The 12,677-nt window shown below is 46.4% G+C and carries 13 protein-coding genes; 1 reads left to right on the top strand and 12 read right to left on the bottom strand.

What is annotated here, in order from left to right:
- Window positions 1-472: 472 nt before the first annotated feature.
- From KSZ58_RS17225 to KSZ58_RS17260, 8 genes are all read right to left on the bottom strand, one after another.
- A complete protein-coding gene (locus KSZ58_RS17225) occupies window positions 473-1,519 on the bottom strand; it encodes a 2-dehydropantoate 2-reductase N-terminal domain-containing protein (protein ID WP_009269820.1) in 1,047 nt (348 codons plus the stop codon).
- Window positions 1,512-2,690: a mannitol-1-phosphate 5-dehydrogenase gene (locus tag KSZ58_RS17230; protein ID WP_009588709.1), complete on the bottom strand. Its 1,179-nt coding sequence runs from the start codon at window positions 2,688-2,690 to the stop codon at window positions 1,512-1,514. Before KSZ58_RS17230 ends, KSZ58_RS17225 begins: the two co-directional genes overlap by 8 nt.
- 137 nt (window positions 2,691-2,827) lie before the next feature.
- Window positions 2,828-3,475, bottom strand: a complete 648-nt coding sequence (locus KSZ58_RS17235) for a bifunctional 4-hydroxy-2-oxoglutarate aldolase/2-dehydro-3-deoxy-phosphogluconate aldolase (RefSeq protein ID WP_008818480.1) — start codon at window positions 3,473-3,475, stop codon at window positions 2,828-2,830.
- 61 nt (window positions 3,476-3,536) lie between these two features.
- Window positions 3,537-4,010 carry a PTS sugar transporter subunit IIB gene (locus tag KSZ58_RS17240; RefSeq protein WP_008818479.1) on the bottom strand — a complete coding sequence of 158 codons (474 nt, stop codon included), beginning with the start codon at window positions 4,008-4,010 and terminating at the stop codon, window positions 3,537-3,539.
- 15 nt (window positions 4,011-4,025) lie between these two features.
- Window positions 4,026-4,955 (bottom strand): phosphoglycerate dehydrogenase, encoded by a 930-nt coding sequence (locus tag KSZ58_RS17245; RefSeq protein ID WP_009269823.1) that lies wholly within the window; start codon window positions 4,953-4,955, stop codon window positions 4,026-4,028.
- A gap of 13 nt (window positions 4,956-4,968) precedes the next feature.
- A complete protein-coding gene (locus KSZ58_RS17250; protein ID WP_008818477.1) occupies window positions 4,969-5,796 on the bottom strand; it encodes a PTS system mannose/fructose/sorbose family transporter subunit IID in 828 nt (275 codons plus the stop codon).
- On the bottom strand, window positions 5,793-6,560 hold the full coding sequence (locus KSZ58_RS17255) for a PTS sugar transporter subunit IIC (RefSeq protein ID WP_002607261.1): 768 nt from the start codon (window positions 6,558-6,560) through the stop codon (window positions 5,793-5,795). The genes KSZ58_RS17250 and KSZ58_RS17255 overlap by 4 nt, the downstream gene beginning before the upstream one ends.
- Window positions 6,561-6,585: 25 nt before the next feature.
- Window positions 6,586-7,005 (bottom strand): PTS sugar transporter subunit IIA, encoded by a 420-nt coding sequence (locus tag KSZ58_RS17260; protein ID WP_002607260.1) that lies wholly within the window; start codon window positions 7,003-7,005, stop codon window positions 6,586-6,588.
- A gap of 338 nt (window positions 7,006-7,343) precedes the next feature.
- On the opposite strand from KSZ58_RS17260, the gene KSZ58_RS17265 reads away from it, so the two are divergent.
- Window positions 7,344-9,767, top strand: coding sequence for a PRD domain-containing protein (locus tag KSZ58_RS17265; protein WP_009588685.1), 2,424 nt, complete (start codon window positions 7,344-7,346; stop codon window positions 9,765-9,767).
- A gap of 198 nt (window positions 9,768-9,965) precedes the next feature.
- Here the strand turns inward: KSZ58_RS17265 and KSZ58_RS17270 are convergent, their stop codons facing one another.
- From KSZ58_RS17270 to agaC, 4 genes are all read right to left on the bottom strand, one after another.
- Window positions 9,966-10,235 carry a type II toxin-antitoxin system Phd/YefM family antitoxin gene (locus tag KSZ58_RS17270; RefSeq protein WP_009588729.1) on the bottom strand — a complete coding sequence of 90 codons (270 nt, stop codon included), beginning with the start codon at window positions 10,233-10,235 and terminating at the stop codon, window positions 9,966-9,968.
- Window positions 10,236-10,294: 59 nt separating this feature from the next.
- Complete coding sequence (locus KSZ58_RS17275; RefSeq protein WP_217752832.1) at window positions 10,295-10,999, bottom strand: 6-phosphogluconolactonase; 705 nt, start codon at window positions 10,997-10,999, stop codon at window positions 10,295-10,297.
- 67 nt (window positions 11,000-11,066) lie between these two features.
- Window positions 11,067-11,864, bottom strand: a complete 798-nt coding sequence (agaD, locus tag KSZ58_RS17280) for a PTS galactosamine transporter subunit IID (RefSeq protein ID WP_002607255.1) — start codon at window positions 11,862-11,864, stop codon at window positions 11,067-11,069.
- On the bottom strand, window positions 11,851-12,654 hold the full coding sequence (gene agaC / locus KSZ58_RS17285; protein WP_002607254.1) for a PTS galactosamine transporter subunit IIC: 804 nt from the start codon (window positions 12,652-12,654) through the stop codon (window positions 11,851-11,853). Before agaC ends, agaD begins: the two co-directional genes overlap by 14 nt.
- Window positions 12,655-12,677 lie beyond the last annotated feature (23 nt).

The raw sequence follows: 12,677 nt of genomic DNA on the forward strand, positions 1-12,677 counted from the left end.
AGGAGGTTGTGTGGATATGTTAGGTATGATCATAGATATCATGAAATTTCTACTGCTGGTTTATATCGCATTGGAGCTGCGGGATATTTCTGCAAAGCTAAGCAATAAATGAGATGTTCTGTCTATCCAGCCGAAACAAACACGGCAATCGTGGAAATCCCGTTCCTTACTACAGACATTCCTGTTCTCTCTCAGGAAGACAACAGTTTTGCACTGCTTGAATCGCAAAGCAATCACGGTATGATAACAGGGATCGTCATGAACAGGCTTTAAACCGGAAATAGATAATTGAATTGACTGAAAAAAAGAAGAAAGAAAGCTCCTGTGAAAAGGAATTTGTTTCTTCTTTTTGTTTTTTTTTATGCTTGTCTTTCAATGCGGGCAAGAAGCAGGAATACACGATTCCCTTTTACACCTTGCGCTTTAGCGAACCAGCAGCCTTCATACGTATAGCAGATGCCTTACAGCCCGATCATTTACAGCGATGCAAAACCTGCTTCCACTCCTCGCACATTCCCTGTGTGTAGAAATCCACCAGCTTATCCCAATCCTGCGAAAGCTCTTTTGTTTTCATGCCATATCGAAGTGCCGCTGCCAGAACCTCCAGCAGCTCTCTGCTGTATTCCCCCTGCTCCTGCATCAAAGACAACGGCTTGCGGATTCTTTCCTCAGGCTTCAGCTTTCTTTCAACATCCCGAACATTGCGCGCTACGGTATCTTTGATATTTCGATTTTGAAACTTTCGAATCGCCATTTCAGAAAACGCGGTCTGCTCCTGCATGGAAACATTATACACAGTAGTGATACAGCGATTGATTACTTCCGCTATCCGTTTGATTTTCTCAGTTATTTCAATATCATTCGCGGCTTCGGCATAATCCGTATACCCCTTTTCATACCCCAGATAGGCTATGCATGCACTGATACAGTTATACGTATAGATTTTGCGCTCCAGCAAATCGGAAAAATGTGTTTCCTGTACGAAGCCGTATAAGGGAAGCTCATGTCCCAATGCTATGCTGTCGTAGGGAAGATGGTCCAGATTTTCACTGAAGATAGCCAGTGAATCACGCTGTCCAAGCGTTGTACAGAATATGACAGCTTCACTCAAATGTATTCGGGAATCACTGCGCAATACAGCAAGGGGTGAGGATGGCTGTATTCCATTTTCTGCAACAAGGATATCCAAAGAACGCCTATCTCGCTCCTGCAATGCTGCCTGCAAAAAGGGCAGCAATTCCGCAACGTGATCGGCACCGACACAGATAAAAATGCGTTCTGCCTGTGCGATGTTTGTTATCGCACGCTCATCCGTTATCGTATAGGCTGTGTAATTATCCACCTTAAGAGGCTCCCGCTCACTTCCAAAGCGAATCGTATACGAAGGCTCCTTGCGCAGCTGCCGGATCAGGCTCTCATCACGATCTAAAAAAACGGTTTCTTCCTTTGACAGATACAGCAGACGGTTTAAATAGCCCCGCCCGCTTAATCCGGCACCGATGATAACATTTTTACTCATGTCCCTTGACCATCCCTTCCTTACATATCCTTTCCACAGCCTTCAGCACCTCCCGGTACAGTGGCTCCTGCTCGTTCAGTTCACATACGGTCTGTAATACATAGGGTATCCCGTGCTCTCTTCGCATTGCTTTCAGCTTCCTTGCGGACGCATCACTTTCCTCATCAAAGAACAGCGCCTTTGCGATGGTTTCAATTATCACTCGGGGATAAACCCCATGGTTCAATGCCATTCTTGCCGGTGCAATCAGCCGATCCTGTGCTCCCAGCTTGCGAAGCGGATCCTTTCCATGCCGTATGACACGGTCGACAATCGTCCAGTCTGTATATTTTGCTCTTGCCTTTTCCGCAAAGGCCTTCTGCTGCTGCGGATCGACATGCAGCTCCGCCACCAGTGTTTGGTTGATTTCCTCATATACCTCATCCAGCAAGGCGGAAACCTCCGGGCTGTTTGCGGCCTCTGCCAGCAGCTCATAGCCTGCCAGATAGCCATGATAGGCGATGACAGCGTTGCTTGTATTATTGGTATACATTTTCTGGGTTAAAAAATCACCGAAGTTCTGCATCAGCTCCGCATCCTGAATCGGTGGAAGCTCCCCCTTGAAATGCTCGGCACTGATGGGAAGATACCAGTAATTCTGTACCCATACACCTGTTGCATCCTGCATTGCAAGTTCATCACTGGGCTGGGTCGCAGAGCGCATGATAACTGCCTCGTTCACACCGACAAACTGATCAAACATCGTTTTCTCCTGTTCCTCCATCTCTGCCGTAATCCCTTCATACAGAAACGCTCCCGCATGTCTCCAGTTCTCGCACGTCACGAAGTTAAACGGCTTTTTCGGTATGCCGTTTTCCTTATATATTCTTCCGATTTTCTCACCCAGTGACTTCAGGTTTGCACCACCTACGGAAACAAAGGCGATATCCGCTTCCACAAGGGCAGCACCAATGCGTTTTTCATCCTCCAGCTGTACCGCCTGAAAGCCTGTAACATCACTATCCAATGAAGAATCTCCCAGAATATACACATGGTATTTCTGATCCTTATTCAAACGATCCACCAGCTGTTGATCGATATCCACAAACGTGATATCCGCCTTACTGAGATACAGCAGCTGCCCGATAAATCCACGGGCGATTTTCCCCGCACCAAATACAATAGCCTTCATCTGTTATCCTCCTCGTATAATTTTCTGCTTTCCTGCATACGCTGATTCCCTCACTTCCTGCATAGAGAACAGTCGTAGATTGTTGGTATGATTCTAAAAGAACCCCCGCCAATAGCAGTTGTGCGGCGGGGGTTGAATTAACACGCGTTTGCGATATCGGTAAATATCCTTGCCCGACGTGTCAGCTCCTCGAAATTTCCTTCAGCGATAACCTTTCGATCGATAAAGCGGCCGCTGATGCCTGCTGCACAGTATCCGGCGTTCAGATACTCCTTGAAGTTCTCCTCATTTACACCGGCTGCCGCAAGGAATTTCACATGATTGATCGGCCCTTTGATATCCTTCAGATAGGACAGTCCCAGCCATCCTGCAGGGAATATTTTCACGATATCCGCTCCGGCATTGTGTGCCTGCAAAATTTCTGTTGAGGTCATTGCTCCGGGTATAGAAATCAGACCGGCTTCTTTCGTTGCACGAATCACCTCCGTATTCACATCCGGTGACAGGCAGAATTCTCCCCCTGCCTTCTTTGTGGCAAGCACATGCTTTACACAGGTTACTGTGCCGCTTCCCACCTTCATCTGTGGAAAATGCTCTTTGATTGTCCTTATTGCACCGCATGTCTTCTCTACCGCATCGGGGTCTGCCTGATCAAAGGTAACCTCCACTACACGTATACCGCCATCATACAGCGCTCTGATTGTTTTGATCAGCTCATTATCATACAAGCCGCGGCAGATAACGACCACCTTGTGCTTTGCGATAAATTCTACAATTTCATTCATCCTGTTACCTCCGGTATACGACCTGACTGCTTCTGATACGCATCGGTATACCGTTTCCTTTCTATAAATATTTTGCGATATCCTCTTCCGGTTCTGTAACAATGACACGCAGGAACACGTTGATTCCCTTGTTTAACAGATTGCGGAAGGCTTCCTTTTCCTCTTCACTGACAGATATGTTTTTGAACATCGGCTTTCTTCCGGCCTTCGCGCCGATTCCTCCGACATTGATGCTCTTCAGACGGACACCGGCATCGCTCAGCTCATCCAACACCACCGGTGTCTTTACAAGAATGATGATTTTCTCATGCTTTCCATCTTCATTCAAGTATCCGATTGCATCCTTGACACTTAACACCTTTAAACTGATTTTGCCGGGAACACTGGATTTCATAACCATCTGCAGAAAGGAATCCTTTGCGACGCCATCATCGATGATCAGTACCTCATTCGCCTCGGTATACTGAATCCATTGTGTCATGACCTGACCGTGAATCAGACGGTCATCAATTCTTGTCCAAACGATATGTTTCATATAAGGTTTCTCCTATCATTTTGTTACTCCAAAATACTCCATCAGATGCTCAACGGCGGCATGTGACATGGTATTGACTGCCTCCACACTGACGGCGGCTGTATGCGGGCTGCATACCACATTGTTCAAACCGATAAATTCCGGATTCATATGTGGTTCCCCATCAAAGACATCCGTTCCGTACCCATAGATACGTTTTTGCCGCAATGCCTGAACCATGGCCGTTTCATCGATGAGAGAAGCTCTTGCGGTATTGATGAGGACAGCCTCGGGCTTCATCAGCTCCAGCTCCTGCTGAGTGATGAAATGTGTTCCATCCGCGTTGCCGGGAACATGCAGTGTAATGATGTCCGCCTGTTTGAAAATCTCCTGTGGGGAAAGCAGACAGATTCCCTCTTTTTCGCAGTATTCTTCATCTGCGAATATATCGTACCCTAATATCTTACATTCAAATCCCTTGAGACGTTTTACAACCTGACGGCCGATTGCGCCCAGACCGAATACTCCGACTGTCTTATGGCATAAATCCATACCGGTTTCCTTTTTCCATATCCCCTTTTGCAAGGAGGAATGCACATTGCATACATGGCGCAGGGTCGCCAGCATGAGGGCAATCGTATAATCTGCCACCGCCTCCGTATTACAGTTTTTCGTCACCGTGACAGCAATGCCTCTTTTTTCAGCCTCCGCGGTATCAATGTTGTCAATTCCCACACCGTATCTGGATATAATTTTCAGTTTGTCAGCCTTATCCAGCACCCGTTTACTGACAATATCAGAGCCAAGTATAATCGCATCCACGCCGGGAACCTCGTTCATCATTTCTTCCTCGCTCATAATATGATGATAGCGGTTATCAAGCAGCTCCCAGCCTAGATCCAGCATCCGCTTCCGCGGAGCCTCATCAAATTTTCCAAAGCTGTTGGATGTAATCAGAACCTTCATATACTGCACCTGCCTAAACGATTCCCAGCAGTCCACCGATGATTCCGATGGCAAACAGAATGAGCAGAACCTTGTTTACACTAACTTTTTTATTCATCAGATAAAACGTCAGCATGACCATGCCAAAGGGAAGCAGATTGTTTACAACCTTATCCAGAATATCGGTCTGTACCGCCAGCTTGTTGTCACCCAGAGCAATCTCTGCAGTTGAAGTCAGCTTTACAGTCGTGGCGGCAAGTGCACCGATGGTGATGGAGCCCATAGCGGTTACCATTGTCATGATTTTCTCCATCTTCCCGCCGCTGAAGAATTCACCGACGAAATCGCGCCCCTTGTCATATGCCTTGCGGTACAGCGTATAGCTGATACCGAAGTTCAGTGCCAGCGTCACAAAGAAATAGAAGATCGGTCCCAGAAGATTTCCTTCCTGCCCGATGGAGATTGCGATGGAGCCGATGATCGGAATCAGTGTTCCCTGCCGCAGGGTATCTCCGATTCCCGCAAGCGGTCCCATCAGAGAAGTCTTGACCGCACTGATCGCAAGTCCGTCGATCTCCGCACCACAGGCCTTTTCTTCCTCCATGGCAATCGTAAGACCAAGAATTACCGGCCCTACCAGCGCAAATTCCGAGTTATAAAATTCCATATGACGCTGACATGCTTCTGCACGTTCCTCAGGGTCTGTGTATAATTTCGCGATAACATTCTTCATACCGGAGAAAAATCCGGGTGCCTGCAATCGTTCATAGCTGCAGCAGGCCTGTGCAAACACCTCAAACATGAAATAGGATGTATTCAGATCCTTTATTGTCAGCTTTCTTTCCGTCACCTGTTCACTCATTCCTCATTCCCTGCCTTTCCGAATTTCAATTCACCATAGAAGTAAGCAGCGATTGCCGCAAAAATTGATACCACCAGCATACTCAGTCCGGAGTATGTTTCCAGGAAGAATCCGAGTGTAAAGAAAATCAGGATTCCGTTTCTTGTATTCAGCATACGGATGATCATGGCAATACCGATGGCAGGAAGAATCCCGCCGATCACACTCAGAATATGAAGCGGCTTTCCTGCCAGCATGTCCAGCAGTCCCTGCGTAGCCGGTGCACCGAAGTAAACCAGCAGCGCACATGGAATCATGGTTACTGCATATCCGAACAGCTGCGTCGGTACCAGCTGCCAGAATGCCATTTTTTTAATATCCCCGGTAACTGCATATTTGTCCATCTGGTGCACAAAATAGATGTTTACAGTTTGACGAAGCGTCCATACCATCGTTCCCATAACTCCGAGCGGAACCGCAATCGACATAGCGACCTGCGGTGTGGCATTGGCGCTCAGAGCAAGGGCTGTCCCCACAACACCGCCGATTCCGGGATCCGTTGGCAGCGTACCTCCCGCATTTACAAAGCCCAGATACAGGGTATTGATCGTAGCCCCCATGATACAGCCTTCCACCGGCTTTCCAAGGATCAATCCGACAATCGTTCCCGCACAGATCGGCTGGCGTATGGAAACACTGCCCAGCCCGGTCAGCCAGGGAACCCCGTTGTTTGTTAAATAGTAAAGCGTACCAATCAGAATGGCCTGAATAATTGAAATCTGCATAACTTATCTCCTTTCAGCAATCTGCTTATAACTGAAACTGATTTCTCAGATCCAGAATACTGTTCCCACCAACTTCTAATGCGTGCTGCTTCAGCTCCTCCAGCTTCATAAAGGTCTTGCTCGTAGCCACCTCCAGAAGAATCGGAAGATTCACCCCGGTGATACACTCACAGTGAACGCTATCCTGCAGCTCGTGCATCGCCCTTGCTGCCGCATTGGACGGACTACCTCCGAATAAATCCGTCAGAATCAGAACACCGTCTCCCTGTGAGCACTCAGACAATCTGATTATCGCCTCCTTAATCGTGTCCTTCAGATTATCAACACTGTCTCCGTGATATAAACCATGACTTTCAATCAGCGCTGCTTCTCCCATAATCAGTGCCGCACTTGACAACAGCGCCTGTGCCAGATCGCCATGTGTCACCAATAACACTGCAACCATATTTCTACCTCCTCATTTCACCAGCTGCCGGTTGTTCGACAGTCGTTCTCAACTTCGAGTGTATTGTATCACGCTGTTTTCGCCACACAAAATCGTTGCTTTTTTTACACAGTAAACAAATTGTGTAAAGCGATATTTCATGTATATATCAGCGGTTTCTTTTTATTTTTACAGAAAAAGTAACCGCTTTTCTTCCTATCCATACATATGTGCGTAAGTTTTTGCACAATCATGATGAATTAAAAATACATTCTGAACAGCAGTGTGTAAGCGACTCGCCCATTTTACACCAAATACCGGATATTTTTGTTATAATGTCAAAAAGGAGGTTAGGCTATATGGACAAGAAAAAAGAAGAGGTGTATCAGCATCTCATCCGTCATACAGCAAAGCAGCTGCAGCAGCGCGGAAGTCTGGGAAGGGATGCTTTGAATATCAGTCTTGATCTGCAAATGGACCGCTCCAATGTATCGAGACTTTTAAACCAGCTGCATCATGAGGGAAGACTGATCAAGACGCAGGGACGTCCGACTCTGTTTTTTGCCAGAACACCATTGGAAAATGAGCATCCGGATGTACATATCCCCAGTGTCATTCCAAAGGGGAAGAGCATTCAAAGCTACCTGAAGGAGGAGCAGGAGCTAAAAAACGAACAGACACAGGCGGATGTTTTCCGTCAGTATCTCGCAAACCGCAATACCAGCAGTATGTTTGAGCCGATTCAACGGGCGAAATCCGCTTTGCTGTATCCGCCGCAGGGGTTGAATATTCTGTTATACGGGGATCCATGTGTCGGAAAGCTTAACTTTGCGAAAACGATGTTTGAATTTTGCCTGCAAAGGAAAATCTTTACTCATGGATCACGGATCGTTGTCTTTGACTGTCTGAATTATGCCGATCAGGAGCCGGAGGAAATACTCAGTAAGCTGTATGGCTATTATGATGGCAGCCATTTGAAAAAGGGGCTGCTGGAAGCAAGCAGAAACGGTATGCTCATTCTGAATCACATGGATCGTCTTTCCTTTTCCGCCCTGACCAGCCTGTACAACAGTATGATCAGCCAATCCTATACGCCGCTGCATCTTCCTTCCAAGGAATATCCGATTCGCTCCCTGATAGTGGGTATCTCCAACACGGAAAACATGATACTGAATCCGGACATACGCCGCTGCTTCCCTATGCAGATACATATCCCCTGTCTGCGGGAGAAATCCATTCAGGAAATGCTTGTTCTGACGATGCAGTATTTCCAGCAGGAGGCTGCACATATCAATAAAACCATACGGATATCAAAGGGCGCACTGAGCTGTTTTGTTATGTCGGACTATTCCGGGAACCTGCCTCATCTGCATGCGGAAATCAAGCAGGCCTGTGCACACGCCTTTCGCAGCTATCTGGAGCAGGAGGCTCTGTTTGTCAGTATTGATTATGATGATATTTCCACACAGGTATTAACGGATATTTATGACGTGAATGAACGCATGAGTGAACTGGATAACATTCTGAATCTGTTTGCCGGCGAATATCTGTTTTTCTCAGCGCTGAAACAGAATCAGGAGCTGGAGCTGCTGTATGATCTCAATGACGGTACCAGCAAAAAGGACAGCTATCTGGACAGCATTGATGATAAGCTGATCAATCTGTGTATACAGGATATCAATGCGGCAATCGGTATCCACCTGAATACGATTCGCTCCGTAATGCTGAAGCAGGTTTATGATCTTTTGTATCCGATTCTGCAAAACAATCCGATTTGTAAGAATGAAAATCTGCTGTACGGTTTACTTCTTCATGTATCCAATTCCATCAGCCGCATACGCAGTGGTAATCAGGAGCTTGGCTTTCGCCGGGCTGAGTACCGTATCGCCAAGCAGGAGGATTATGACTGTGCGCAAAGCATTGTTTCACACATTCATGCACATCAGGAGCTGCAGCTTCCTGCCGAGGAAACGGATTATATCGCCACCTATCTGTATCTTTCCTCACAATGGATCGACAGCAATTATATTCAGCTGCTGATTATCAGTGTGGATAACGATACAGCAAAGGAGTATGCCGATTATTTGAACAGCCTGTCCTTCAAAACTGAAATTCACTACCTTCGTCTGCATTCACAGACCTCCCATGAAAAGAATTGCAGGCTGATTGCCGATACGATGCATTCCATCAATCGCGGGAAGGGTGTTGTGATTGCCACAGACAGCAGTACAGTCACAGCAAGTGAAGCCATGCTGAAAAAACTGAGTGATGCTGCGTTTACCATTGTAAGTGATATATCGGTAAAAACACTGATGGCGATTGTGGAAAAGATGGAATCACTCGGTTCCACCTTAAGTTCCATCCAATATTTCCGACAGGAAAACACAAGGGATGCGGCAAGTGTAAGCGAAACGGAAACACATGCACAGGAGCTGCTGAATGATATCACAAACAAGGTACTGTCTGAGTCACTGGTATTTCTGAATCCGCATAAGGTCTGTCAGTCTCTGTTTAATGTATTGATCAATATTCTGCATGATTTGAATATTTCCTATACAGATGATTTGTTGATTAAATTCATATTCCACAGTGGATTTATGATCGAGCGATGCATACGAAAAGAGCCCCTGTCCTATCCAAAGGCCAGAGGCATCATCAATCAGTATGATCAGATGTATTATATCATGGAGAAAAATTTTGAAATTATCTCTGAAATTTTCAACGTGACGATCCCTTCTTCCGAAATGGCGATGATTATGGAGATATTCCTGCCATATATGTAGGATGTGTTCGCTTACTTTCTAGCGTTCCGTCATGAAAGCAAACAAGGTCAAACGAAAGGTGAACCTAAAAGCAGCGGGAAGAAGCACGATGTAGGGGTTGCACCTCACTGCTGCTTTATCCTAAGGACGTATGTGATGTGATGAAATGTAGGAACATAAGGCTGCCTCCTTTTCGAAAGGCTATACAAATGAATCCCCTTATAGGTCTTCATTTCCATCAACAGCTTTTCTGATATCGCCAAACACTCGTTCGAGCGAATATCGTTCCTCACTTGTTTCCGCAATACGATCAGCCTCATCCAGCTTGGTCTCTCCAACATCTGTAAGACTTGCATACCGTTCCAGACTCATAACCACCATTGTACTATAGCCGTTCTTTGTAAGGTAAACGGGTTCCCCACCATTTACGATCTCTTCAATTTCAGAGAATTTATTTCTCAAATCAGAAACAGGACGAATTTGTATCATATCAATCTACTCCTCTCCATTTTGTTATCATAACTTTATCACAATAACAATATAAAAAGTTATTTCTGTATGGTATCATCCACCAGCGTAACGCAGTTCGTATGCAGCCATAATAGAGATGCCGGAGTAGAGGTTGCTATTCTCTGACTCATAAATGCCTGATAGGCTGCTTCCTTTCGATCCCCGCAAACCAGCATAATAATCTGCCCTGATGTAAAGATTCCCTGCAGTCCTATCGTCAAACCTCCCTTTGGCTCATAGCCCTTTACCATATCGTGTGTTTTTGTTTTCTCATCCAGCTCTGCATAATGTGCGTTCAGTGTAAGGAAATCCGCAGGCTCATTCAATCCGAGATGTCCATTCATTCCCAGTCCGAGAATCATGACATCAATAGGATGCTCTGATAAAAACACATCCATCCTATCCAGCTCCTGCCTGATATCTGCCGCATCGGACACAAATTCAACGACCGCCTTTGGCTGCATATACAGCTGATCCAGCAGATGCTCCCTGATAAAGGTGGTACACGTACAGGCTGCCTGCGGCTCTACTCCATACCATTCATCCAGCTTCACGAATGTGATTTCGGACAGGTCGATTCGTTCCCTGTTCACTGCTTCACATACCAGCTCATACATCCGCGCCGGAGAGCTTCCGGTCGCAAGGCAGATAACTGCATCCGGCTTCTTACGCAGTGTATCCAGCAGCAAATCCGCAGCCTCTTTTGACATTGCTTCATAATTCTCTGTATGTATCAGTTTCATAATTACCTCCTATTTTTGAAAAAAGCTATCCGAAATTCTTATGTGGATAGCTTTATTTTATCATATTTTAAACAAGTCCGATCCATGCGCCCAGAATGGAAAGCACGATAATGGATACAATCAGAACGATTGGATTCGCCTGTTTCTTTTTCAGCAGCCAGAACAGCAGCAGGGTAACACACATTGGCAAAAAGTTCGGGAAGATTCGATCGAAGAACTCAGCCTGTACCGCAACCTCGATACCACCGTCTACCTTAATGACAGGCAGCAGGTTAATCGTAACATAGGAAGCAATCAGCGCACCGATTACCGTGATACCCAGAATTGTTGCGGAATTGGCAATCATATCAGAGTTCTCTGTGATGATATCAATGGAACGTGTTCCAAGGGTGTAGCCAAGACGGGTCCAGACGATACGCAGAATCCAGATAACCACATAGGTCGCAAAGAAAATAATCGGTCCCAGAACGGATCCCTGTGATGCAAAGGAACAGGAGATACCTGCGACAATCGGCAGAATGGTGAACCAGAAGATTGCATCACCGATACCGGCAATCGGTCCAAACAGGGCCAGCTTCAGACCCTTGATTGCATCACGGGTTCCTCCACCTTCCTCCAAGGACATCATCAAGCCCATCAGAAAGCCGACAAGGTTTGGATGTGTATTGATAAATTCCAGATTATCTGTCATTGCGGCAGACAGCTTTTCCTTGTCATCTCCGTATACCTTTTCCAGAGCAGGCAGCATTGCCCATGTAAAGCCACAGGCCTGCATACGTTCATAGTTGAAGGATGCCTGCAGGAAGGAAGAACGTATACCAAGCATTGTAATATCATGTTTTGTTAATTTTTTAGATGCCGACATTCGTGTCACCTCCAGTTATCCCTGCGTTTTTCACAGCTTCTTCGATTTCGTCTTTTCTCTGCTTCACACCGAAGAAGTCAATCAGTGCAAATACGGTACCAAGCAGCGCTACCGGCAGCAGGTTCGGCATTTCACAGAAGCATGCCATCAGGAAGCCTGCAATAAAGTAAGGTGTGTATTTTACCTTCATCATAACACGCAGAAGCATAGCAAATCCGACTGCCGGAAGAATACCGCCGGCAACCTCAAGTCCGTGTGTGATAACGGCAGGCAGTGCGTTTACAAAGTCAGCCATCGGCTGCTGTGCAACATAGGTACACAGGAATGCCAGTGCTCCATAGGTCAGTGAGATAATGGTCATGGTTGTGAAGTTGATGCGGCGGATTCCCTTTACATCAGCCTCTGCAGCACACTTGTCGGCTTTTCCCATAAAGAATGAGAAAGCGGAATAATAGAACAGAATGACATACTGTCCCAGGAAAGAGAATGGCAGACAAAGACCCAGAGCAGCTTTTGGATCACAGCCGGTTGTATACGCCAGTACTGTCCCCATCAGACCTGCGAATACAGGGTTTGGCGGCTGCGTACCACCGGCCGGTGTCAGCCCTGCGAATGCAAGCTCAATCAATGCACCAACCTTCAGCCCCAAGGTAATATCACCCAAAATCAGTCCCGTCAGTGTCGATACGATCAGCGGACGGAAGATAAAGAACGCTTCGAGGAAGAAATCAAGACCGACGATAATCGTCATAATGGTCAGTAGGATTCCCTGTAAAAGTGTAATCTCCATATTACTTTCATCTCCTTTTCAGT

The sequence above is a fragment of the Erysipelatoclostridium sp. DFI.2.3 genome (genome assembly GCF_019132535.1).
Lineage (GTDB): Bacteria > Bacillota_I > Bacilli_A > Erysipelotrichales > Erysipelotrichaceae > Clostridium_AQ > Clostridium_AQ innocuum.

What these genes read in the sequence shown, in the direction of transcription:
- KSZ58_RS17255 (WP_002607261.1), bottom strand. Translation starts at nt 6,560, where the DNA reads ATGCAGATTTCAATTATTCAGGCCATTCTGATTGGTACGCTTTACTAT.
- agaD (WP_002607255.1), bottom strand. Translation starts at nt 11,864, where the DNA reads ATGTCGGCATCTAAAAAATTAACAAAACATGATATTACAATGCTTGGT.
- agaC (WP_002607254.1), bottom strand. Translation starts at nt 12,654, where the DNA reads ATGGAGATTACACTTTTACAGGGAATCCTACTGACCATTATGACGATT.
- KSZ58_RS17250 (WP_008818477.1), bottom strand. Translation starts at nt 5,796, where the DNA reads ATGAGTGAACAGGTGACGGAAAGAAAGCTGACAATAAAGGATCTGAAT.
- KSZ58_RS17260 (WP_002607260.1), bottom strand. Translation starts at nt 7,005, where the DNA reads ATGGTTGCAGTGTTATTGGTGACACATGGCGATCTGGCACAGGCGCTG.
- KSZ58_RS17270 (WP_009588729.1), bottom strand. Translation starts at nt 10,235, where the DNA reads ATGATACAAATTCGTCCTGTTTCTGATTTGAGAAATAAATTCTCTGAA.
- KSZ58_RS17230 (WP_009588709.1), bottom strand. Translation starts at nt 2,690, where the DNA reads ATGAAGGCTATTGTATTTGGTGCGGGGAAAATCGCCCGTGGATTTATC.
- KSZ58_RS17240 (WP_008818479.1), bottom strand. Translation starts at nt 4,010, where the DNA reads ATGAAACATATCGTTTGGACAAGAATTGATGACCGTCTGATTCACGGT.
- KSZ58_RS17235 (WP_008818480.1), bottom strand. Translation starts at nt 3,475, where the DNA reads ATGAATGAAATTGTAGAATTTATCGCAAAGCACAAGGTGGTCGTTATC.
- KSZ58_RS17225 (WP_009269820.1), bottom strand. Translation starts at nt 1,519, where the DNA reads ATGAGTAAAAATGTTATCATCGGTGCCGGATTAAGCGGGCGGGGCTAT.
- KSZ58_RS17275 (WP_217752832.1), bottom strand. Translation starts at nt 10,999, where the DNA reads ATGAAACTGATACATACAGAGAATTATGAAGCAATGTCAAAAGAGGCT.
- KSZ58_RS17265 (WP_009588685.1), top strand. Translation starts at nt 7,344, where the DNA reads ATGGACAAGAAAAAAGAAGAGGTGTATCAGCATCTCATCCGTCATACA.
- KSZ58_RS17245 (WP_009269823.1), bottom strand. Translation starts at nt 4,955, where the DNA reads ATGAAGGTTCTGATTACATCCAACAGCTTTGGAAAATTTGATGAGGCT.